General features: G+C 68.7%; 21 protein-coding genes. 15 read left to right on the top strand and 6 right to left on the bottom strand.

The window, feature by feature from the left end:
* The first annotated feature begins 170 nt into the window (after window positions 1-170).
* From ASE66_RS22315 to ASE66_RS22290, 6 genes are all read left to right on the top strand, one after another.
* Entirely contained in the window at window positions 171-1,190 is a 1,020-nt protein-coding gene (locus tag ASE66_RS22315; protein ID WP_057191892.1) for a putative 2-aminoethylphosphonate ABC transporter substrate-binding protein, read from the top strand.
* A 117-nt stretch (window positions 1,191-1,307) separates the two neighbouring features.
* Window positions 1,308-2,399: a putative 2-aminoethylphosphonate ABC transporter ATP-binding protein gene (locus ASE66_RS22310; protein WP_057191891.1), complete on the top strand. Its 1,092-nt coding sequence runs from the start codon at window positions 1,308-1,310 to the stop codon at window positions 2,397-2,399.
* Window positions 2,396-4,111 carry a putative 2-aminoethylphosphonate ABC transporter permease subunit gene (locus ASE66_RS22305; RefSeq protein ID WP_082613641.1) on the top strand — a complete coding sequence of 572 codons (1,716 nt, stop codon included), beginning with the start codon at window positions 2,396-2,398 and terminating at the stop codon, window positions 4,109-4,111. Before ASE66_RS22310 ends, ASE66_RS22305 begins: the two co-directional genes overlap by 4 nt.
* Before the next feature lie 22 nt (window positions 4,112-4,133).
* A complete protein-coding gene (locus ASE66_RS22300) occupies window positions 4,134-5,798 on the top strand; it encodes a Na/Pi cotransporter family protein (RefSeq protein WP_057191968.1) in 1,665 nt (554 codons plus the stop codon).
* Between the two features lie 18 nt (window positions 5,799-5,816).
* Window positions 5,817-6,365, top strand: coding sequence for an RNA pyrophosphohydrolase (locus ASE66_RS22295; RefSeq protein WP_320409777.1), 549 nt, complete (start codon window positions 5,817-5,819; stop codon window positions 6,363-6,365).
* Complete coding sequence (locus ASE66_RS22290; protein ID WP_057191890.1) at window positions 6,362-7,207, top strand: EamA family transporter; 846 nt, start codon at window positions 6,362-6,364, stop codon at window positions 7,205-7,207. The genes ASE66_RS22295 and ASE66_RS22290 overlap by 4 nt, the downstream gene beginning before the upstream one ends.
* Before the next feature lie 3 nt (window positions 7,208-7,210).
* On the opposite strand, the gene ASE66_RS22285 is transcribed toward ASE66_RS22290, so the two are convergent.
* Window positions 7,211-8,095 (bottom strand): LysR substrate-binding domain-containing protein, encoded by an 885-nt coding sequence (locus ASE66_RS22285; protein ID WP_057191889.1) that lies wholly within the window; start codon window positions 8,093-8,095, stop codon window positions 7,211-7,213.
* A 176-nt stretch (window positions 8,096-8,271) separates the two neighbouring features.
* Between ASE66_RS22285 and ASE66_RS22280 the strand changes: the two genes are divergently transcribed.
* From ASE66_RS22280 to ASE66_RS22240, 9 genes are all read left to right on the top strand, one after another.
* Entirely contained in the window at window positions 8,272-9,066 is a 795-nt protein-coding gene (locus ASE66_RS22280; protein WP_057191888.1) for an IclR family transcriptional regulator, read from the top strand.
* Window positions 9,067-9,070: 4 nt separating this feature from the next.
* Window positions 9,071-11,134, top strand: coding sequence for a hydantoinase/oxoprolinase family protein (locus tag ASE66_RS22275; RefSeq protein ID WP_057191887.1), 2,064 nt, complete (start codon window positions 9,071-9,073; stop codon window positions 11,132-11,134).
* A 5-nt stretch (window positions 11,135-11,139) separates the two neighbouring features.
* Window positions 11,140-12,705, top strand: a complete 1,566-nt coding sequence (locus tag ASE66_RS22270) for a hydantoinase B/oxoprolinase family protein (RefSeq protein ID WP_244495015.1) — start codon at window positions 11,140-11,142, stop codon at window positions 12,703-12,705.
* Window positions 12,706-12,797: 92 nt separating this feature from the next.
* Window positions 12,798-13,937: an ABC transporter substrate-binding protein gene (locus ASE66_RS22265; protein WP_162262522.1), complete on the top strand. Its 1,140-nt coding sequence runs from the start codon at window positions 12,798-12,800 to the stop codon at window positions 13,935-13,937.
* Window positions 13,934-14,680: an ABC transporter ATP-binding protein gene (locus ASE66_RS22260; protein ID WP_057191884.1), complete on the top strand. Its 747-nt coding sequence runs from the start codon at window positions 13,934-13,936 to the stop codon at window positions 14,678-14,680. The genes ASE66_RS22265 and ASE66_RS22260 overlap by 4 nt, the downstream gene beginning before the upstream one ends.
* The gene (locus tag ASE66_RS22255) at window positions 14,649-15,614 is read left to right on the top strand and encodes a branched-chain amino acid ABC transporter permease (protein WP_082613640.1); all 966 of its coding nucleotides are present in this window, start codon (window positions 14,649-14,651) and stop codon (window positions 15,612-15,614) included. The genes ASE66_RS22260 and ASE66_RS22255 overlap by 32 nt, the downstream gene beginning before the upstream one ends.
* Window positions 15,611-16,414, top strand: coding sequence for an ABC transporter ATP-binding protein (locus ASE66_RS22250; protein WP_057191882.1), 804 nt, complete (start codon window positions 15,611-15,613; stop codon window positions 16,412-16,414). The genes ASE66_RS22255 and ASE66_RS22250 overlap by 4 nt, the downstream gene beginning before the upstream one ends.
* Window positions 16,407-17,285 (top strand): branched-chain amino acid ABC transporter permease, encoded by an 879-nt coding sequence (locus ASE66_RS22245; protein WP_057191881.1) that lies wholly within the window; start codon window positions 16,407-16,409, stop codon window positions 17,283-17,285. The genes ASE66_RS22250 and ASE66_RS22245 overlap by 8 nt, the downstream gene beginning before the upstream one ends.
* A 29-nt stretch (window positions 17,286-17,314) precedes the next feature.
* The gene (locus ASE66_RS22240; protein ID WP_156412267.1) at window positions 17,315-17,647 is read left to right on the top strand and encodes a cupin domain-containing protein; all 333 of its coding nucleotides are present in this window, start codon (window positions 17,315-17,317) and stop codon (window positions 17,645-17,647) included.
* A gap of 114 nt (window positions 17,648-17,761) precedes the next feature.
* On the opposite strand, the gene ASE66_RS22235 is transcribed toward ASE66_RS22240, so the two are convergent.
* From ASE66_RS22235 to ASE66_RS22215, 5 genes are all read right to left on the bottom strand, one after another.
* On the bottom strand, window positions 17,762-18,451 hold the full coding sequence (locus tag ASE66_RS22235) for a L,D-transpeptidase family protein (protein ID WP_057191879.1): 690 nt from the start codon (window positions 18,449-18,451) through the stop codon (window positions 17,762-17,764).
* 144 nt (window positions 18,452-18,595) lie between these two features.
* Window positions 18,596-19,348 carry an anti-sigma factor family protein gene (locus tag ASE66_RS22230; RefSeq protein WP_057191878.1) on the bottom strand — a complete coding sequence of 251 codons (753 nt, stop codon included), beginning with the start codon at window positions 19,346-19,348 and terminating at the stop codon, window positions 18,596-18,598.
* The gene (locus ASE66_RS22225; protein ID WP_082613639.1) at window positions 19,345-19,896 is read right to left on the bottom strand and encodes an RNA polymerase sigma factor; all 552 of its coding nucleotides are present in this window, start codon (window positions 19,894-19,896) and stop codon (window positions 19,345-19,347) included. The genes ASE66_RS22230 and ASE66_RS22225 overlap by 4 nt, the downstream gene beginning before the upstream one ends.
* An 18-nt stretch (window positions 19,897-19,914) precedes the next feature.
* A complete protein-coding gene (locus ASE66_RS22220; RefSeq protein ID WP_057191877.1) occupies window positions 19,915-21,294 on the bottom strand; it encodes a S8 family serine peptidase in 1,380 nt (459 codons plus the stop codon).
* Window positions 21,291-22,466 carry a glycerate kinase gene (locus tag ASE66_RS22215; protein ID WP_057191876.1) on the bottom strand — a complete coding sequence of 392 codons (1,176 nt, stop codon included), beginning with the start codon at window positions 22,464-22,466 and terminating at the stop codon, window positions 21,291-21,293. The genes ASE66_RS22220 and ASE66_RS22215 overlap by 4 nt, the downstream gene beginning before the upstream one ends.
* Window positions 22,467-22,488: the final 22 nt, after the last annotated feature.

The raw sequence follows: 22,488 nt of genomic DNA, 5'->3' as shown, positions 1-22,488 counted from the left end.
GCGTCGTCGAAGCCATGAAGTCCTTCACCAACGTCAAAACTTGGTCGACGCCCTGGAACGCGTAACCAGGAAATCAGGCGCAGGCGGAGCGATCCGCCTGCGTTTTCGTATGTCAGGGGAAAGAAACGTCGAAAGAGCGTTCAAACCAATCAGAAAGAGGGGATGAGAATATGAAGAACTGGCTTGCTTCCTGCGTCATCGGCGCCTTCGCACTTGCCCTTCCTGGCGTCGCCCAGGCACAGAAGACCAAGGTGACCATCTACACAGCACTGGAGAACGACCAGCTCGCGCCGTTCAAGGCCTCGATCGAGAAGGCCGTACCGGACGCCGATGTGGTCTGGGTCCGCGACTCCACCGGTGTCATCACCGCCCGCTTCCTGGCCGAGAAGGACAATCCGCGGGCCGACATGGTGATGGGCCTGGCGGCATCGAGCCTGCTGATGTTCGAGAAGGCCGGCCTGCTCGAAGTCTACAAGCCTGCTGGCGCAGACGCGTTGAAGCCGGTCTTCCGTGACGGCAACGAACCCTACACCTGGACCGGCATGGACGCTTATCTCGGCGTCGTCTGCTTCAACACCGCCGAGGCCAAGGGCATCGCGGTGCCGAATTCCTGGAAGGACCTGCTCAACCCGGCGCTCAAGGGCAAGATCGTGATGCCGCACCCGGCCTCGTCCGGCACCGGCTATCTGATGGTCGCCGGCTGGCTGCAGAGCATGGGCGAGGCCGAGGGCTGGAAGTTCATGGACGGCCTGCACGAGAACATCGCCGCCTATCTGCACTCCGGCTCGGCGCCTTGCGTCCAGGCGGCGCGCGGCGAGCGTACCGTGGGCCTGGCGCTCGACATGCGCGGCGCCGCCGAGAAGAGCAAGGGCGCGCCGATCGAGGTCGTGATCCCGAAGGAGGGCGTCGGCTGGGAGATGGAGGCCAGCGCCATCGTCAAAGGCAGCAAGAACCTCAGTGTCGCCAAGAAGGTCGCCGACTGGTCGACGAGCAAGGAGGCCAACGAGCTCTACTCGAAGACCTATGCCATCGTCGCGGCGCGCGGCATCGAGAACAAGCCCGCCAACTACCCGGCCAATGCTGAGGCCGGGATGATCAAGAACGACCTGTCCTGGATGGCCGACAATCGCGAGCGCGTCCTCGCCGAATGGTCGAAGCGCTACGAGTCGAAGGCGGCGCCGAAGAACTGACGCCATCGCGCCGGCGCGGCCCGCCGCAGCGGGTCGTCCGGCGCGTTTCATGCAGGGCGCGACGGGGTGGTCGCTCACCCGACGCCATCGCTGCGCGTTCAAAAGAAGGTCGGTACGATGACCACGAACACGGCTCCGTTTCTCTCGGTCCGCAAGCTCGCCAAGAGCTTCGGCAGCTTCCAGGCCCTGCGCAGCATCGACCTCGACATTCGTCGCGGCGAGTTCGTCTGCTTCCTCGGCCCATCGGGCTGCGGCAAGACCACCCTGCTGCGCGCGATCGCCGGCCTCGACCTGCAGGACAGCGGCAGCATCCAGATGGGCGGGCGCGACGTCTCGCGGGCAAGCCCCTCGGAGCGCGATTTCGGCATCGTCTTCCAGTCCTATGCGCTGTTCCCGAACCTGACGGTCATCGACAATGTCGGCTACGGGCTCGTCAACCGGCGCCGCCCGGCCAGCGAGATCAGCCGGCGCGTCGACGAGCTCCTGACGCTGGTGGGCCTGCCCGATCAGGGCAGGAAATATCCGATCCAGCTTTCCGGCGGACAGCAGCAGCGCGTCGCCCTCGCCCGCGCGCTCGCGACCTCGCCGGAACTCCTGCTGCTCGACGAGCCGCTCTCGGCGCTCGATGCCAAGGTCCGGGTCAGGCTGCGCGACGAGATGCGCTCGCTGCAGCAGCGTCTCGGCGTGACCACGATCATGGTGACGCATGACCAGGAAGAAGCGCTCGCCATGGCCGATCGCATCGTCGTGATGAGCGACGGCGCCGTCGAGCAGGTCGGCACGCCCGAGGAGATCTACCGGCGTCCGGGCACGCCCTTCGTCGCCGATTTCGTCGGCCACATGACCTTCCTCGACGCCGTCGTCACCGGGCCTGGCCAGGTGCGGGTCGGCGAGCTCGACCTGCTCGTCGCCAATGCCGCGCCGTTCGCCGTGGGCACGCCGGTGCGGCTCGCCATGCGCCCCGAGGAGGTCCGCACCCGCTCGATCACCGCCGACACCCCCAACCGGTTTGAGGCGACGATCGGCGACCTGTCCTTTCTCGGCTCCTATTGCCGAGCGCATCTCGAGCCGACACATTCGCGCTCGACCAGGATCGCTGCCGATTTCTCGACCAATGCGATGCGCGATCTCGGCATCCTGCCGGGGCAGGTGCGCGCGGTCGCCTTTCCGCCCGAGGCGCTGCACGTCTTTGCCGGGAGCGGGCGATGAGCGACGCCGCAACCCCGCTGGCGATGACGGATGCGACCGTGAAGCTCTCGCCGCCGCGGCTCAGCGAGCGTCATGTCGCCGGCGCGCTGATCCTGGCGCTGTGCGCGGTCCTCTTCCTGATCATCGCCCTGCCGCTCTGGGCGCTGCTCTCGAAAAGTGTCGAGGATGTCGAAGGGCGCTTCGTCGGCCTCGCGAACTTCATCACCTATGCGACCACGCCGACGCTCCTGGCGTCGCTGGTCAATAGCCTGTTCGTGGCCGGGCTGACGACCGCCATCGTGGTGCCGCTCGCCTTCGTCTATGCCTACGCCCTCTGCCGCAGCCGGATTCCCGGCAAGGGCCTGTTCTATGCGGCCGCCATGGTGCCGGTGTTCGCGCCCTCGCTGCTGTCCGGGCTCGCGCTGATCTACCTGTTCGGCAACCAGGGCCTGCTGAAATCCTGGATGATGGGCGCCTCGCTCTACGGGCCGATCGGCATCATCGCCGCCGAGACCCTGTACAGCTTCCCGCATGCGGTGCTGATCCTCGTCACCGCGCTCGCGCTTTCGGATGGGCGGCTGCGCGAGGCGGCCGAGGCCATGGGCACCACCCGCTGGCGCATCTTCCGCACGATCACCCTTCCCGGCGCGCGCTATGGCGTGATCAGCGCCACCTTCGTGGTGTTCACGCTCGTGGTCACCGATTTCGGCATCCCGAAGGTCATCGGCGGCCAGTTCAGCGTGCTCGCCACCGATGCCTATCGGCAGGTCGTCGGCCAGCAGAACTTCCCGATGGGCGCCGTGGTCGGCATTATCCTCTTGGTGCCTGCGGTCCTCGCCTTCTTCGCCGACCGGCTGGTCCAGAAGCGCCAAAGCGCGATGCTGTCGGCGCGGGCCGTGCCTTATGAGCCGAAGCCGGAGCGGCGGCGGGACCTCGCATTGCTGGCTTTCGCCGGCCTGGTCGCGCTTGCGGTCGTCGGCCCCTATGCCGTCGCGGTCTGGGGCTCCTTCGTCCGCTACTGGCCGTACAACCTGTCGCTGACGCTCGCGAACTACGATTTCTCCGCGGTCGAGCCCAGCGGCTGGGAACCCTACCGCAACTCGCTGATGCTGGCCTCGCTGACGGCGGTGATCGGGACCGCGCTGATCTTCAGCGGCGCCTATCTGATCGAGAAGCTCAAGGTCGCCCCGCGCCTGCGCGCCTTCGCCCAGTTCCTGGCGATGCTGCCGATGGCGGTTCCCGGCCTCGTCCTCGGCCTCGGCTACGTCTTCTTCTTCAATGCCGGCTGGAACCCGCTCGGCTTCCTCTACGGGACGCTCGCCATCCTCGTCATCAACACGATCGCGCATTTCTACACGGTCGGCCACATCACCTCGGTGACGAGCCTCAAGCAGATCGATTCCGAATTCGAAGCCGTCTCCGCCTCGCTCAAGGTTCCGTTCTGGTCGACCTTCCGGCGCGTGACGGCGCCGATCTGCATGCCGGCGATCCTCAACATCGCGGTCTACGTCTTCGTCAATGCGCTCACCACCGTCTCGGCCGTCATCTTCCTCTACGGCGCCGACACCAAGCTCGCCTCGATCGCGATCGTCCATATGGACGAGGCCGGCGCTGTCGCTCCGGCGGCCGGCATGGCAGCCGTCATCATGGCGACTGCCATCACGGTGAAGCTGGCGCATCTGGCCCTGGACCGGATGGTCTTCGGGCGTCTTCAGCGCTGGCGGCAGCGCTGAGCAGAACTTGGGCGGCGAGATCATGCCCACGCAGAGCCCCACCCAGACCCTGCTCGCGCTGGCCGGCGAGGTCGCGCTGCTGCTATGGAGCGTTCAACTCGTCACCGCCGGCGTGTCAGCGGCACTCGGCAGCCGCTTGCGGGCGCTCGCGGCATCGGGGTTGTCGAGCCGCTGGCGTTCCTTCCTGGCGGGACTGGGCGTGACGGCGGTCCTGCAGTCCAGCACGGCGACCGCGCTGATGATCAGCTCCTTTGCCGGGGCGGGCCTCGTGGCATTGCCGGCCGCTCTGGCCATGATGCTCGGCGCCAATGTCGGCACGACGCTGCTGGTGCAGGTCGTGAGCTTCGACATCAGCCCCGCCGTGCCGGTCCTTCTGCTCGCCGGCTATGTCGGCATGCGCCGCCTGACGCGGATCGCCGCTCATGAGGGCGCGAAGGTGGTGTTCGGCCTCGGCCTCATGCTGCTCGCGCTCAAGCTGATGCAGGCGACCATGCAGCCGGTGGAGCACTCCGGCGTGCTGCGCACGCTGCTGGCCGCCTTGTCGGGCGACCCCGCGGTCGCGCTTCTGCTCGCCGCCGTGCTCAGCTTCGCCGCGCATTCCTCGCTGGCGGCCATTCTCGTCGTCATGAGCCTTGCGACTGCCGGTGCCATCGGCCCGGAGGCAATAGTCGCGATGGTCCTCGGCTGCAATCTCGGGACCGCCATCAATCCGCTGGTGCAGGCACGCAGCGCCGGGAACGCGGCGATGCGCGTACCGGTCGGCAATCTCGCCAACCGGCTCGCGGGCTGCGCGCTCGGCCTCCTCGCGCTGCCCCTGATCGTCAAGCTTCTGGCCGCGCTGCCGCTTGCCGCGGCGCCGGCTGCCGCCGCATTCCACCTGGCGTTCAATCTCGTCATGGCCGCCCTGTTCCTGCTGCCATTGCCCGCGATTGCGCGGCTTCTGACCCGGTTCCTGCCGGAGCCCGCGCCGGAACTCGATCCGGCGCGGTCGCGCTACCTCGACGAGTCGGCGCTCGCGACGCCGACGATCGCGCTCTCCAATGCGACGCGCGAGGTGCTGCGCATGGCGGATGTCGTCGACGACATGCTGAAGACGTCGGCAAGCGCGATGGAGAGCGACGATGCAGGCTGCGTCGCCGCCATCCGGCGCGCCGACGACGTGCTCGACAGCCTCTACGACCAGATCCAGCTCTATGTCGGCGCGATCGCGCATGAAGCGCTCTCCGAGCATGACGAGCGGCGCCTGTCCGCGCTGCTCGCGCTGGCGATCAACCTGGAGCACATCGGCGACATCGTCGAAAAGAACCTGATGCAAATGGCCGGCAAGCGCATTCGCGACCAGCGCCGCCTGCCAAGCGCGGCGCTCGCCTCGCTCTGCGACATGCATGAGCGCCTGCGCCACCATCTGCGCCTGGCCGTGACCGTCTTCATCTCGCAGGACGAGGCGACCGCCCGACGGCTCGTGCGCGAGAAGGAGACCTTCCGCGAGCTCGAGCGCGAGGCGATCGAGGATCATCTCGCCGAGATGCGCAAGGGCGACCGCGAGGCCCTGGTCCTCAGCGCCCTGCGGCTCGACATCACCCGCGACCTGAAGCGCATCGAGGCCCATATCGCGGCGACCGTGCACGGCCTGCTGGAGCATCGCGGCCTGCTCCAGGCGACGCGCCTGCTGAACGCGGCCGAGTGATCGGCAAGGAAGCCCCCCATGACCATGCCGCTCTCCGGCCAGCCCGGCCTGCCCTATCGCCCCAATGTCGGCATCGCGCTGTTCAATGCCGAGGGCCTCGTCTTCGCCGGGCGGGGCCGAAGCTCGGGACCGGAGATCGTCGAGCCCGGCTTCGACTGGCAATTGCCGCAGGGCGGGATCGATCCGGACGAGGACATCGTCGCCGCGGCGCGCCGCGAGCTCGCGGAGGAGACCGGCGCCAGCTCGCTCTCGCTTCTCTCCGTGACCGGGGACTGGTGGGCTTACGATTTCCCGCCCTACGCCGGACCACCGCACAGGCTCGCTGCCTTCCGGGGGCAGCGCCAGCGCTGGGTCGCGTTTCGCTTCGAGGGTAGCGAGGCGGAGTTCGACATCTCCAGGCCGAATGGCGACGAGCCGGCGGAATTCTCCGAATGGGCCTGGCTGCCACTCGCCGACATGCCGGCGCGGGTCGTCTCCTTCAAGCGCGAGATCTACCGCAAGGTCGCCCTCGCCTTCTCGCCTTTCGCCGTTCCCACGTCCTGTCCTTTCATCGAGCTCCCGGCATGACCCTCGGAACCTTCCTCGCGGTCCTCGCGGCAGCGGCGATGCATGCCGGCTGGAACGCCTTCGTCAAAGTCCGGCTGGAACCCATTCTGGCGATGACGATGATCTCGCTGACCGCCGGCCTGCTGGCCTTGCCGGCTCTCGCGGTCACCGGGCTGCCTCGTATCGAGGCCTGGCCCTGGCTCGTCGCCTCGCTCCTGCTGCATCTCGGCTACTATATCGGGCTCGCCGAGGCCTATCGGCGCGCCGAGATGAGCCAGATCTATCCCCTGGCGCGCGGCAGCGCGCCGTTGCTGACGACCGCGATCGGCGTGACCTTCCTCGGCGAACAGCTCGCTCCGCTTCAGCTCCTCGCAGTCCTCGTACTGGGCCTCGGGATCATGTTGATCTCGATACTCGGACGCCGGCGCGGCAGCCGGTTCGACTTCGCGGCGATCGGCTTCGCCGGGTTGGCCGCCGTCATGATCTGCGGCTACACGCTGGCCGACGGGCTCGGCGCGCGCGCGGCAGGCGATCCCCATGCCTATTCGGCGGCGCTCTTCGCCATCGACGCGCTGCCGCTGACGCTCTTCGTCATGTTGCGCCGCGGCCGTTCCGCCTGGACCGAGATGAAGCCGTTCTGGCTGCAGGGCGCTGCGGGCGGGGCACTCGCGCTCGGCGCCTACTGGATCGCGATCTGGGCCATGACGGTGGCGCCGATTCCGCTGGTCGCGGCGCTTCGCGAGAGCTCGGTGCTGTTTGGCGCGGTCATCGCGTTCCTGTGGCTGAAGGAGCCGCTGCAGCCTTCGCGCCTGTTGGCGTGCGGCCTGATCGTGGCCTCGCTCGTGCTGATGCGCATGGCGTGAGCGTCAATCCGCGGCCGCCAGTTCCTGAACCGTCTCGAAGAAGCTGCGGACGAGCGGGATGCGCCGTCGCTCGGCGCGGCAGGCCGCGTATTCGCCCACGGAAAGATCCGTGCCGGTGATCGCCAGGCACTTCACCTGCTCGTCGGCCCGGAACTCCGCGCTGAAGATCACGCCGATGCCGAACCCTGCGGCCACCGCTTCGCGCACCGCCTCGCGGGACTGCACCTCGAGCAGGTTGGCCGGCCGCACCGACGCTTCGAAAAGCCGCCCCTCGAAGACCTCCCGCGTGATCGAGCCGCGCTCGCGCAGGACGATGTCCTGGCCGGCGAAGGCCTCGATCGGGATCGCGTCATGGACCGCCAGCGGATGGCTGCTCGACACGAAGGCGACCAGGCGGTCCGAGCGGAGCTTGACCGTGTAGAGCCGCGGGTCCGAGCTTTGCCGCGCCGTGATCGCGACATCGGCGGCAAAGTCCATGATCTGATCGACGACCTGCGACGAATTACCGATCGTCATCGAGAAGGTCAGGCCCGGATATTTCTCGCGCATGCGGGCCAGCGCCGTCATCACATGGGTCGCGCTGTCGGCAGCGATGCGCAGATGCCCGCGCTGCAGGGTGCGTGTTCCCGCCAGCAGCGATTGCGCCTCGTCCTGGGCGGCGAACAGACGAGCGGTGATGACGAAGAGGTTCTGGCCGAGCGGGGTCAGCTTGACCTGCCGCCCCATGCGATCGAAGAGCCGGACGCCATAGGCCTCCTCCAGCCCCCGTACCTGCGACGACAAGGTCGGCTGGCTCACATTCCGCGCTTTGGCGGCGCCCGTGAAGCTGCTCGCTTCGGCGACGGCATGGAACGCAGCAAGCCCTGAATAGCTGATCGTCATCGCCATAGACCCCTTCTATGGCAGCGAAGGAAGCTATCGCTTCGGTCGAAGTCAACACGAACAAAGTATCAGCCGCTCCCGAGATTGCCACCGAGCACCTTGACAGGCCCCGCGGCTCGCTCGTAGCGTATCAAATATCAAAATGACGTTTCATTATTTGAAACGCAACCCAGGAAACGCCTTTGTCGACGGAGCTGCCAAAAGCCGCGGAAAAGCCTGCGCCGGCCGGCACCAGCACGCTGGACCTCGCCCTGCATGCGGTCGAGTATCTGGTGCAGCAGAGCCGTCCGGCGTCGCTCGCCCAGATCGCCGAGGCACTCTCGGCCTCGAAGGCGACGATCTATCGGCATCTGGTGACGCTGCAGCGCCACGGTTTCGTCCGGCAGGAGGCCGAGACCGGCCGCTACGAAGCCGGGATCAAGCTGATGGTGCTCGGCGAGCAGCTGCGGCAGCGCTTCGACATCGTCAGCGCCGCGCGCGAGGAGCTGATGACCCTGCGCGACCGCACCGGCCAGGCGGTCACGGTCTGCGCCGCGGTCGACGACGAATTGATCGTCCTCGAACTGATCCAGGGCCGCACGCTGATCGAGTTCTCGACGCGGCCCGGCACGCGGCTCGCCTTCCACGCCAGCGCCCATGGCAAGATCTGGCTCGCCTTCGGCTCCCAGCAGCGTACGGCGGCCATTGCCGACGGCCCGCTCGAGGCCTGGACCCCGGCGACGATCGTCTCGCGGGAGAAGCTGCTCGCCGATCTCGACGTGGTGCGCGACCGCGGCTGGGCGACGGCGCCCGACGAGGTCATTACCGGCGTCAACACGGTGGCCGCCCCCGTCTTCGACCACCGCAAGGTTCTCGTCGGCTCGATCGCCATCGTCGGCGCGACGCAGTTCATTCCGCCCGTTCCCGATCCCGAGCAGATCCGTGAAGTCGTCAGCAGCGCCGCACGCATCTCGCGTGGCTTGACCTGGAAAGACTGAGCCCATGACCTATTCGCTGGCCGTCGACATCGGCGGCACCTTCACCGACATCGTCCTGCGGGATTCCCGCGGCAGCCTCAGCGTCGACAAGACCCTGACCACGCATCACGACCTGCTGGAGGGGTTCTTCCGCGGCGTCGATTCCGTGCTCGGCAAGGCCGGCATCGCCGCGGACGCGGTCGACGGCGTCGTGGTCCATGCCACCACCGTCGTGACCAACGCGCTGATCGAGCGCAAGGGCCTGCCGACGGCGCTCGTCGTCACCAAGGGCTTCAGCGACGTGCTCTCGATCCGCAACGAGCACCGCTACGACATGTACGACCCGCAGATCGAGTTCCCCGAGCCGCTGGTCACGCGCGAGCTGACCTTCGGCCTGAAGGAGCGCGTCCTGGCCGACGGCACGCTGGCACTGGCCCCGAGCCCGCAGGACATCGCCAAGCTCGCAGCCGACATCCGCGCCAGCGGCGCGCGCGCCGTCGCGATCTGCTTTCTCAACAGCTTCGCCAACCCGGACAACGAGGCTCTGGTCGCAGCCGCCCTGTCGCGCGAGCTCAACGACGTCTTCATCTGCAGCTCCGCCGAGGTCGCGCCGCAGATCCGCGAATACCAACGCGCTTCGACGGCGACGGTGAACGCCTATGCGATGCCGATCTCGCAGCCCTATCTCAAGCGGTTGAGCGACCGGTTGCGCGGCGAGGGCTTCGCCAACACCCCGCTGATCATGCTGTCCTCCGGCGGCGTGGTCGGGGCCGAGACGGCCGGCCGAAACCCGGTGCGGATGATCGAGAGCGGCCCGGCGGCGGGCGCGCTCGCGGCCTGCCATTATGCCGAGCTGCTCGGCATCGACCGGCTGATGTCCTTCGACATGGGCGGCACCACCGCCAAGGCCTGCCTGATCGAGAACCGCACGCCGCTGATCACCGGGCTGTTCGAGGTCGACCGCCGCTACCGCTTCCGCGAGGGCAGCGGACTGCCGGTCACCGTGCCCTCGATCGACCTGATCGAGATCGGCGCCGGCGGCGGCAGCATCGCCCATGTCGACGATCTCGGCCTGCTCAAGGTCGGCCCCGAAAGCGCCGGCTCCGCTCCCGGCCCGGCCTGCTATGGCCGCGGTGGCCGCAACGCGACCGTCACCGATGCCGATCTCGTGCTCGGCCTGATCGATGCCGAGAACTTCCTCGGCGGCGACATGTCGCTCGACAAGGCGGCCTGCGACGGCGCCATGGCACGGCTCGGCGAGGCGCTCGACCTCAGCCCCGTGCAGGCAGCGCGCGGCATCTACCGCGTCGTCACGGAGGCGATGGCCTCGGCGGCACGGACCCATGCCACCGATCGCGGCGTCGACTATCGCGGCCTGCCGCTCTTCGCCTTCGGCGGCGCCGGGCCGTTGCATGCCTGCGGCGTCGCCGAGCTGCTGCAGAGCACCAGCGTGATCGTGCCGCCGCAATCGAGCGTGCTCTCGGCCTTCGGCACGCTCGTCACCCCCGTGCGGCTCGACCTCGTGCGCAGCGACCTGACACGGATCGACCAGCTCGACTGGACCCGTGTCGATCGCGTTCTCGGCGATCTCGAGAAGGAAGGACTGACGGCGCTGGGCGAATCCGGCTGCGCGCCCGCCGACGTCACGATCCTGGTCGGCGCCGACATGCGCTATGTCGGCCAGCAGCACGAGGTCACGATCATCTTCGAGGTCGATCCGCGGCTCGGCCGCGACACAGGCGCGCTGACCGCGCAGTTCGAGGCGGCCTATCGCACGCTTTACGGCGTCAACCCCTCGCATGTCCCGATCGAGCTCGTGACCTGGCGTGTCGTCGCGCGCGGTCCCCTGCCCCATTCCGCCAGCCAGACCGTACCCGAGATCGCTGCCGGAACACCCAAGGGCCACCGGCCGGTCCATGCCTGGGAAGACGGCCAGTCGGTGCCCGTCTACGAGCGTGCGGCGCTCGCCACCGGCCAGACCATCGCCGGCCCCGCCATCATCGAGGAGCGCGAGACCACGACCGCGCTGCCGCCCGGCTGGAGCGCGACGATCGACGCGCTCGGCTGCATCGTCGCCACGAAAGGGTAAGTCCGATGGCAAGTTCACATCCGATGGACGGGGTCGAACTCGAAATCCTCTGGTCGAACCTGATCGGCATCGTCACCGAGCGGGCCAAGGCGCTGCAGCGCATCGCCTTCAGCCCGATCGTGCGCGAGGCCGGCGACCTCGCCTGCGCGCTGTTCGACCAGCGCGGCCGCATGGTGGTGCAGGCCAACACCGGCACGCCCGGCCACATCAACTCGCTCGCCTTCGCCGGTGCGCATCTGGTGCGCCTGTTCAAGGACCGCTGCGAGCCCGGCGACGTGCTGATCACCAACGACCCCTGGCTCTCGGCCGGGCACTTCTTCGACATCACCATCCTGACGCCGATCTTCGACGGAGAGAAGCTGCTCGCCTATATCGGCTCGACCATCCACCACACCGATATCGGCGGCTACGGCATCGGCGCCGGCGCCCGCGACGTGCATGAGGAAGGCCTCTGGATCCCGCCGCTCAAGCTCTATGAGCGCGGCAAGCCGAGCGCGATGCTGCACGACATCATCCGCCACAATGTCCGCACGCCCGATGCCGTCTTCGGCGACCTCTCGGCGCAGGTCTCCTCCGGCGAGGCGGCGGCCGAGCATCTGGTCACGCTGTGCGAGCGCTATGGCATCGACGACATCGAGACCCTGTCCGACGAGATCATCAGCCGCTCCGAGGACGCGACGCGAAACGCCATCCGCAAGCTGAAGCCGGGCACCTATCACGGCGAGGCAATCTTCGACGTGCCCGGCGGCGAGGTCATCACGCTCAGGACGGCCGTCACGGTCGATACCGAGAGCGGTTCGATCATCGTCGATTTCGACGGCTCCTCGCCGCAGACGACGACCGGCATCAACGTCGTCCTCAACTACACCCATGCCTATTCGACCTTCGCGATCCGCTCCTGCCTCAACCCGGAGCTGCCGAACAACACCGGCTCGCTGGCGCCGATCGAGGTCCGGGCGCCTGTCGGCTCGATCGTCAACTGCGCCTATCCGGCGCCGGTCAATGCGCGCCATGTCGTCGGCATGTACGTGCCGATGCCGATCCTGAAAGCGCTGCACCAGGTGATGCCGGAGCGCGTGTTGGCGGAAGGGTCCGGCGCGGTCTGGACCATCCAGATCCAGGGCCGGCGCGCCAGCGGCGAAGCCTTCACCTCGTCGATGTTCAACTATTCCGGCGGCATGGGCGCCCGCGCCGGCAAGCCTGGCCCCAGCGCCACCTGCTATCCGACCGGCGTCGCCGCCGTGCCGATCGAGATCCTGGAAGCGACGATGCCGATCGTCTTCGACCGCAAGGAACTGCGGCCGGGTTCGGGCGGCAAGGGCCGGATGCAGGGTGGCGACGGCCAGATTATCCAGTTCCACATGCTGACCGAGCATCCCTGGCTGCTGAACGCCGTGCCGAGTCGGCTGGAACGCGGGCCTGACGGCATCGATGGCGGCCTGTCGGGCGCGCCCGGCCGCTTCCTCGTCAACGGCAAGTCCGTCAGCGAGGCCAGGAAGCTGACCATGCAGGCCGGCGACGTGGTGCTGCTCGAGACGCCGGGCGGCGGCGGCTACGGCAAGCCGAGCTGACGGCGACCGCCACCAGACTGGAAGCCAAGAAGAAGGCGGGGCCCCGCAGCGGGGCCACCAACCGGGAACGAGCGAAACGGGGAGGACAGATGATGAAGCAGACCCTTTTGGCGGCCGGCGTTGCCGCGAGCCTCGCCCTGGCCGGCGCGATGCCCGCCAGGGCCCAGGAACCCTACAAGATCGGCGTCTCCGCCGGCCTGACCGGCTATGCTGCGACCGTCGACCGCGCCTGGCGCGACGGCGTCGAGCTCGCAGCCGCCGCGGTAAACGCCAAGGGCGGCGTGATGGGCCGCAAGATCCAGGTGGTGGTCGAGGACAACCGCTCGGAGCCGCAGGAGGCGGTGACCGTCTACCGGAAGATGCTGAGCTCTGACAAGGTCGACGTTTTCGTCAGCGGCTGCGTCTCGGCCGGCAATTTCGCGGCGGCGGGCCTGCTGCTGCGGGCCAAGGTGCCGATGATGCTGTGCTCGATCCTGCCGACGCAGGCCGAGCATCTGGTCTGGGCCTTCAGCACGCTGCCGCCGGCCGGCTTCGAGGTCGACAAGCGTCTGGAATACCTCAAGGAGAAGACGCAAATCCGCAAGATCGCGGTGCTGCACGACCCGACCCCCTACGCCAATCTCCAGAAGAGCGTGGCCGAGCGCAACGCCGCCAAATTCGGCCTCGAGGTCGTCTCGGTCGACCAGTACAAGCAGGACGACGCCGATCTCAGCGTGCAGATCAGCAAGGCGCGCTCGGCCGGCGCCGGCGCGATCCTGAAGATCGGGCTCGGTGGCACGACCCTCACCGCCGCCAAGAACATCAAGCAGCTCGGCGCTGACATGCTGCTGCTGACCAGCCTCGAGGATCTGGCCGTGTTCGGCCCCGTTTCCGAGGTGCTCGGCGACAAGTTCTTCTTCGTCGCCTCGCCCTCGCAGGTCTACGAGGCGCTGCCCGAGGGACCGCTCAAGGCCGGCATCAAGAGCTTCCTCGATCCCTGGCGCGAAAAATTCAAGGATCGCGACCCGAACTGGGCCTCGCGCGGCTGGGACGGCGTCATGCTGACCGCCGCGGCGATCGAAAAAGCAAAGTCGTTCGAAGGCGAGAAGGTTCGCGCGGCCTATGAGGAGCTCAGCGGCTTCCAGGGCACGACCGGCATCTACAACTTCCGGCCGGACCTGCACCAGGGCATCACCGAGAACCCGTTCGTGCTCGCCACGATCGCAGGCGGCAAGGTCAAGGTGGTGCAATGAGCCTCGCCGCCGCGGCCAAGACCCAGGCGAGCGTTGCCCCGCCGATCCTGACCGCGACCGCCCTCTCGGCGCGCTATGGCCACATCCATGCGCTGCATGGGGTCGACCTGCGCATCGGCGAAGGCGAGCTCGTCGCCGTGCTCGGCCCCAACGGGGCCGGCAAGTCGACGCTGCTGCGCGCGATCATGGGGCTGGCAGTCAATGGCGGCGAGGTCCGCTTCCGTGGCGAGGTGCTGCCGCGGAACGATGCGGTCGCAGTCGCGGCGCGCGGCATCGTGCTGGTGCCGGAGGGACGCGGCCTGTTCGCCCCGATGAGCGTCGCCGACAATCTCGAGCTCGGCGCCTATCGCCTGCGCGACAAGGCCGAGTTCAACCGCCGCCGCGAGCGCGTCCTGACGCTGTTCCCGCGCCTGAAGGAAAGGCTCGGCCAGGCCGCCGGCTCGATGTCGGGCGGCGAGCAGCAGATGCTCGCGCTCGGTCGCGCGCTGATGGCCGGGCCGAAGCTCCTCCTGCTGGACGAGCCCTCGCTCGGCCTCGCACCGCGCGTCACCGGGGAGATCCTGGAGACGCTCGGCCTCCTGAACCGCGAAGGCTTGTCGATCGTGTTGGTCGAGCAGAAGGCGCCGCTGGCGCTCGAGCTCGCCGCCCGTGTCTACCTGCTTTCGCTCGGGCGCATCGTCGCCGAACTCGATCCGCGTGACATCACCTCCCATGACGATCTCGCCCAGCATTACTTCGCCTGAACGGCGCCCGCTCAGGCTGGCCGGCCTGCTGCCCTGGCTCTTCGCCGCAGTGGTGGTCGGTTATGCCATGGTCGTCGGCGGCTACGCGGCGACCGTCGTCTCCTTCGCGCTGATCTACGCGGTCTTCGTCACCGGCCTGAACCTGTTCATGGGCTTTGCCGCCCAGGTCTCCTTCGGCCAGAACGCCTTCGCCGCGATCGGCGGCTATCTCTCGGCGGTGCTGACCGCCAGCCATGGCTGGGCTCCCGTTCCCGCCATGCTGCTGGGCATCGTGGCCGCCGTGCTGGTCGCCGCGATCGTCGGCATTCCCACGCTCAGGCTGAAGGGCCACTACCTCGCCATGGGCACGCTCGCCATTGGCCTGATCACCTATGAGATCACGGTCGAATGGCAGTCTGTGACGCAGGGCTATATGGGCATCTCCGGCATCCCGCCCTTCGGCATCGGCCCCTATGAGGTCACCTCCGACCGCGGCCAGCTCATCCTGCTGTCGCTGGTCGTCGCGGCCTGCGCCTTCGCCGCCGCGCGGATCCGCCGCTCGCGCTTCGGACGGGCGCTGTCGGCGGTCGCGGGCAGCGAGGAAGCGGCGACGGCGCTCGGCATCGAGGTCGCTCGCTACAAGCTCCTCGCCTTCCTGCTGTCGGCGGGGTTTGCCGCGCTCGCCGGCTCGCTCTTCGTCCATGTCGTCGGCTTCGTCAGCCCCGAGGTCTTCGGGCTGCACATGGTCATCGTCACCTTCACCATGCTCTATGTCGGCGGGATCGGGACGGTCGCAGGCCCGCTGGTCGGCGCGCTGATCGTCAGCCTGCTGCCCGAGACCTTCCGCGCCTTCAAGGACTATCAGGACCTGGCCTATGGCGCGGTGCTGATCGTGCTGCTGATCTATGCGCCCCGCGGGCTCGCCAGCCTGTTTTCCCCGCGAGGCCGCTCATGACCCGGCTCAGGCTGGAAGGCGTGACGCGCCGCTTCGGCGGGCTGGTGGCGGTCGACGACGTCTCCTTCGAGGTGCCGGCCGAGGGCGTCACCGCCGTGATCGGCCCCAACGGCGCCGGCAAGACCACGCTGTTCAACCTGATCTCCGGCTTCCTGCCGCCGAGCGCCGGGCGGATTACCTTCGAGGGCAAGGACATCACCGGCCGTTCGCCGGCCGAGATCGCCGCCGGCGGGTTGGTCAGGACCTTCCAGCTCGTCAAGCTGTTCGAGGATCTGAGCGTGCTCGACAACGTCAAGGTCGGCTGCCACCTGCAGGGCAAGGCCGGGCTGTTCTCGGCGCTGCTGCGGCCGGCTTCGGCGCGCCGCGAGGAACAGGCGGTCGAGGCGCGGGCGCGCGAGCTCCTCGCCTTCGCCGGGCTGGCGGTGATGGCCGACGAGCCCGCCTCGGCGCTGCCCTATGGCCGCCAGCGCATGCTGGAGCTCGCACGCGCCATGGCCGCGGGTCCACGGCTCATCCTGCTCGACGAGCCGGCCGCCGGCCTCAACACCGAGGAATCGGCGGTGCTGTCCCGCATCATCCGCCGCATCGCCGAGGACGGCACCAGCGTGCTCCTGATCGAGCACGACATGACGCTGGTCATGAACACCGCCGATCGCGTCGTCGTGGTCGATTTCGGCCGCAAGATCGCGCAGGGCACGCCGGCGCAAGTCCGCGCCGACCCGGCCGTGATCGCGGCCTATCTGGGCACCGGCAAATCGTCCGCAGGCGAGCCGGCCATGCAGGAGGCGCCCCATGGCTGACTGGTCCTATATCCCCCAGGTCCTCGTCAGCGGGCTCGGCATCGGCTGCGTCTACGGGCTGATCGGCATCGGCTTCTGCGTGATCTACAACGCCAGCGGTATCGTGAACTTCGCCCAGGGGGCGTTCGTGATGCTGGGCGGCATGATCACCCATGTGCTGTTCGCCCGGAACGGCGTGCCCCTGCCCCTGGCGGCGCTGGTCGCGATCGCGGCGGTGGCGACGCTCGGCGTCGCGATCGAGCGCGTCGTCGTCAGGCCGCTGTGGAACCGCAAGGCGACGATGTTCGTCATGATCCTGGCCACGCTCGCCGCCCAGATCGTGGTCGAGCGACTGACCCTGATCGCCGTCGGCGACCAGCCCAAGACCCTGCCCGTCTTCACCGACCGGCCGCCGCTGATGATCGGCTCGGTCGCGATCGGCTATCAGTTGATCTGGATCGTCGGCGGATCGCTCGCGATCGTCGCCGCGCTCGCCGCCTTCTTCGGGCTGACCCGGACCGGCAAGGCGATGCGCGCCTGCTCGATCAACCGGGAGGCCGCGGCGCTGCAGGGCATCCCGGTCTCGCGCATGCTGGCGCTGGCCTTCGCGCTGAGCGCGGCGCTGGGCGCGATCGCCGGCATCCTGATCACGCCGACGCAGTACACCGCCTTCAATGTCGGCGTTCCCTTCGCGATCAGCGGTTTCATCGCCGCGATCGTCGGCGGCTTCGGCCGGCCCTTCGGCGCCTTTCTCGGCGGCTTGCTGCTTGGCCTGCTGCAGGCGCTCGCCATCGTCGGCTTCGGCGCCGGGCTGAAGAACGTCGCGGCGCTGTCGGTGCTGCTGCTGTTCCTGTTCATCCGGCCGTCGGGAATCCTCGGCGCCGCCAAATGACCAACCAAGCGACGATCGGAGCCGCAGCCATGGACATTCACAAGATCGACTGGAGCCAGATTCCATGGACGCCGGTTCGCCCGGGCGTCGACCGCAAGGCATTCTCCGGCTCGGCGGCGACGCTGGCGCTGCACCGGCTGATGCCGGGGCATGAGCCCAAGCCGCACAGCCATCCCCATGAGCAGATCGCCTATATCGTCAGCGGCACGATCCGCTTCTTCATCGGCGGGGAGGAGCATCTGATCGGCCCCGGAGGCCTCGTCGTGATCCCCTCCAATGTCGAGCATTGGGGCGAGGTCGTCGGCGACGAGCCTGTGATCAATCTCGACGTCTTCACCCCGCGCCGGCCCGAATACGCCTGAGCCGGCGGCGGCGCGCCCGCTCGCCACCCGCACAACCGCCCGGACTTCGAGAACCAGCCCGCCCAAGCGCCGCCTGATCCGGCAGCGCCCATATCAGGGGCTGGCGCCGCTGCCTCAGGCCGCCAGGACAACCACCTTCGTCTTGACCGGCGTGTCGTTGTACAGGTGGATCATGTCCTGCGTGAGCAGGCCGATGCAGCCGCTGGTGATGCCGTTGCCGATCGATTCCGCATCGAGGGACGCGTAGATCGTATAGAGCGTGTAGGCGCCGTTCTGATAGAGATGGAGCGTGCGCGCGCCGAGCGGATTGTCGAGGCCGCCGGGCATGCCGCGGGCATATTTGGCCGCTTCGGGCTGGCGCTTGATCATCTCCTTGGGCGGTGTCCAGGTCGCCCATTCGGACTTGCGCCCGACATAGGCGTCGCCCCTCCAGCGGAAGCCGTCGCGGCCGACATTGGCGCCGTAGCGGGTCGCGGTCCCGTCGCCTTCGACGCGGTAGACATAGTAGTTGCCGGGGTCGACGATGATCGTACCGCGCGCTTCCTTGGTGTCATAGGCCACCGTCCGGCGGAAATATTTTGGATCGACGTGGCTGACATCGATCGCCGGGATCGGGAATTTCTCCTCGGGGACCGGCCCGTAGAGCTTCTGAGCCTCGGCGAGGCTCATGCCGTCTGGCGTAACGCAGCCGCCGAGCCCGAGCGCGCCAAGGCTGGCGGCCGAGCCGGCCAGAAACGAGCGGCGGCTCAGCGGAGTGACTGCGCCCATCTTGCCGGCACCGGCCTTCTCATCGTGCATGATCATGTTTTGGACTTCCCGTGTCCTGCTGCCCGACGAGAACACGCTCCGGCATACATCTGCTGAACATCATAGCCGCGCGGACATTGCCGTCACATGGCCCGCCTGGCAAGCGCAGACCTTCGCCGCGGGGCATGCCATCGGCACCAACTACTTGCCGGCACCGAGCAGTTTGCGTTCCTCGTCGGGCGAGACCGGCTCCGCGCCACGTTCACTCAGAAAAGCTCCGATGCTGGTATCGCCGCTTGCCGGCACGTAGCCGGGTGCCGGCGGCGCCTTGGCGGCGAGGAATTCCGTGCGCCAGTTGCCGCCGTCACGGCAATCGACCGCGTCCCAACCCGGCTCGGCGGCCCGCGTCAGCGTGTATTCCCGGCAGAACCGTCCGTCGCCGAGCTTATAGGAGGCAACCACGCGCAACGTGCCGCCCGGCAGGGCTGCTTCACCGCCGCCGGCCGTCTGCGACAAGGCCGCATCGATGCCGTCGCGGGAGAAACCGGCCAGCACAACGCCCGTATCGGAGCGCCCGCCACCACCCGCGAGGTAGCCCGCCAGTCCGCCGGCCATGAACAGGAAGCTGGCGGCGAGCGGCAGGGCGAGACGCGGCCACCGGCGCGCCGAAGGCGCGCCTGAAACCGCCGGCTTCCCGCCGCCGATCACCGACAGGCGCGGCGCGGCCGGCGGGCTGCCGGCCCCGGCGACGGCTGCCGGGAGCTGGTCCGGAAGCGCTGGCGCCTCCGCCTTCTCCCCTTCGAGCAGGAAGCGGGTTTCCGCCAGGATCGCAAAACGCTCCGCGAGATCGGGATCGGCGACGACAAGCCCATGCAGGCGCTCGGCCGCGTCGGGCGCAAGCTCGCCATCCGCCAGCGCCACCAGTTCCTCGTCGGTCACAGCGAGTTTCGTCATCTCGGTTCCATTCCCAATCTTCGGGCCAGGCCAAGGCGCGCGCGCGACAACCGGCTCATCACCGTCCCGATCGGGATCGAGAGTCGGTCGGAGGCGTCGCGATAGCTCAGGCCATCGACGCAGACGAGCAGCAGCAGGTCGCGCTGCTCGGACGGCATCTCTTCCAGCGCCTCCTGGACCGAGCCGGCGGTCAGCGCGCTCTCGGTGACCTGCCTGCCATCCTCGCCCTGCAGTTCGGGATGCAGGTCCAGCGCCTCGCTGGCTCCTTCCCGGCGCCGCTTGCGCAGTTGGTCGATCCAGAGGTTGCGGGCGATGCTGAACAGCCAGGCGTCCAGCCGCGTCCCCTCCTGCCACTGCGCCTGGGCGCGCAGAGCCCGTTCGCAGGCAGCCTGCGCCAGATCCTCCGACTCGCTGGTCGAGCGCGTCAGCGTCATCGTGTAGCGCCGCAGGCGCGGCAGCAGCGCGATCAGCTCGGTCGCGAAGGCAGGGGTCGTCGCTGCCTGCGGAGGGGCGGCATATCCTTGCGGGTTGGTGCCGGTCTCATGCATTGCCGTGACCCGCTTCCGTCACGGGCTGCAGGAGAGGCGGCCCCAGCCGAAGACCGGATCATGTCCGGGCTCGCCGAGATCGCGCGCCTCCACCGATAGCGCGGCGAGCAGGGTCGATGGCCTCATTGCGTCCCCCCGCGCCGCCCGCTGCGCGAAGGCGAGCGTGACCAGCGGCGCCGCATAGGAGGTGCCCGAGCGCGGCGCGGCCGGGCGCATCGCCTTGTCGCTCAGCTGAACGCGCACGCCCGGCGCGGCGAAGGCGATGTGGCTGCCGCGATTGGCGCGGGCATAGATGCGCTCGTCGCGGTCGATCGCGGTGACGGCCACGGCCCAGGGATAGGCGGCCGGATAGCGCGCCTCGGCGCCGGGCCCGTCATTGCCGGCGGCCGCCACGAGCACGGCGCCGCGCTCGTGCATCGTTCGGCCGATCCGCTCGACCAGCGCGTTGGCCGGCCCGGCCAGGCTCAGATTGACGACACGGACATTGCGTTGCGCCAACAGGTCGAGCGCGCCGACGAGGTCGAAGCTGTCGGCATTGTCGCCACCGCCGCGGCGATGGAAGGCATCGACCGCGATGATGCGCTCCTGGCCGCCGGCCTCTGTGCCACGCGTGAGCAGCATGGCGATGTCGGTGCCGTGCTGCGTCGAGGCTGCCCGGTGGCCCGGCCCCCGGATCGTCTCCGTCTCGACCGGCCTGCCGGCGAGCGCCGGATGCTCGGTGTCGACGCCGGTATCGACCATGCCGATGATTCCGCGCGCGGGACAGGCGCCGTCGATCCGGGCATCCTGCGCCACCAGCGAGAAGCACTGCTCCTCGGGGCAAGGCCTGGCAGCGCCGCGATAGAGATGGTTGAGGTCGACCAGCGCCGAGGGAGCGAGCGCGCGGACGCGCGCGAGGGCGCGCTGCATCGACAGCCGGGCGGGAGCCCGCAACCGCACTGTCAGATTGGCGAGCAGGCCGAGATTGCGCTGCGCGACGACGCGGAACCCCTCGCCGCTCAGGATGTCGAGCTCGGCCTGGGTCAGCCCGGCGGCGACGATCTCGCGCGGCACCGCCAAGGCAGCGGCGCGGGCCGCGCTGCGCTCGGCGCGGCGGGGCCGGCTCGCCTCAACGCCGAAGAAGCGCAGTAGGCGGCCGGCATCGATCCGGTGCTCACCGCCGGTGCGGAAGCGGCCCGAGCTGCCGCCACCACCGCCTTGACCGCCCCCGCCACCGCTGCTTCCGCCGCCAGCCCCGCCACCGCCATCACCACCGTCGTCGCCATCGCTGTCATCAGCGAGCGCAGGAAGGATGCGGCCCGCATCGTCCGGCACGCCCAGGAAGGGCGCGCCGGCGAGCGCAAGGCCGAGCAGCGAGACACGCAGCCCGGAACCGAGGCGAAGGCGGAGGCGGCTCATGCCGCCACCTTCTCACGCCGCAGGCGGATGCCGACACCGATCATCCTGATCGCGTCCTCGGCGGCGCGACGCAGCAGCTTCTCCGATTCCGCAATCGCCTCCTCCAGCGTGCAGGGCCGCTTGAGGATGCTGGCGAAGGCGTCGATCCCATGCTCGAAATTGATCCGGACCTTGCCGCGCCCGATCGTGCCGGCCAACGCAATCACCGGGATGCCGCGAGCCCGCGCCTGGCGTGCGACCTCGGCCGGGATCTTGCCGAACGGGGTCTGCTCGTCGAGGCAACCCTCGGCGGTGATGACCAGATCGGCCCGGCGCAGCATGCTTTCGAAGGAGAGATATCGCATCACGATGTCATAGCGCGGGTGGAGCGTCGCGCCCAACAGCGCGTGCAACCCGGCGCCAAGTCCGCCCGAGGCGCCGCAACCAGGAGCGGTCGAGACATCCCGGCCGGTCGCCGCGTGCAGCCTGTCGGCATAGAGTTCGAGCGCCGCCTCCAGGATCACGACCTGCTCGGGGCTGGCGCCCTTCTGCGGGGCGAAGACGCGGGCCACGCCACGCGGACCGAGCAGCACATTGTGCCAGTTGACCGCCGCGTCGATCCTGACGGTGTCGAGGCGCGGGTCGCGCCCGGCGAGATCGATGTGGGCGAGCCTGCCGAGCGCCGCGCCGCCCCGGCCGATCGGCGCGCCTTCGACATCGAGCAGGCGCACGCCCAGAGCCTCGGCCATGCCGGCGCCGCCATCGTTGATGCCGCTGTCGCCGCAGCCGAGCAGGATGCGCTCGGCCCCGGCGTCGAGCGCCGCTGCGATCAGCTCGCCGACGCCGTAGCTGGTCGTCAGCGTCGGGTCGCGCCGGTCGCGCGGCACCAGCGCCAGGCCGGCAGCGGCCGCCATCTCGATCACCGCCGTCTTCGGTCCAACTCCTCCGAGGAAGCCGAAATGCGCAGTCACGGGGTCGCCGACCGGGCCCGTCACGGTGCGCTCGTGCAGGGCGCCGCCGGTCACGGCGCAGAGCGCCCGTGTGAAGCCCTCGCCGCCATCGACCAGCGGCGCCAGCATCGTCCTGGCCTGCGGCATCGCCGTCTTGACCCCTTCGGCGATGGCGCGGGCGACATCGCTGGCGTCCAGGCATTCCTTGAAGCCGGAGGGGGCGATCAGAATATTGAGGGTCATTGCAAATCCTCTCGAAATCCCG

It is taken from the genome of Allobosea sp. Root483D1 (assembly GCF_001429505.1).
Lineage (GTDB): Bacteria > Pseudomonadota > Alphaproteobacteria > Rhizobiales > Beijerinckiaceae > Allobosea.
The sequence above is the reverse complement of the archived record's forward strand: the minus strand, read 5'-3'. Positions and strand labels throughout refer to the sequence as shown.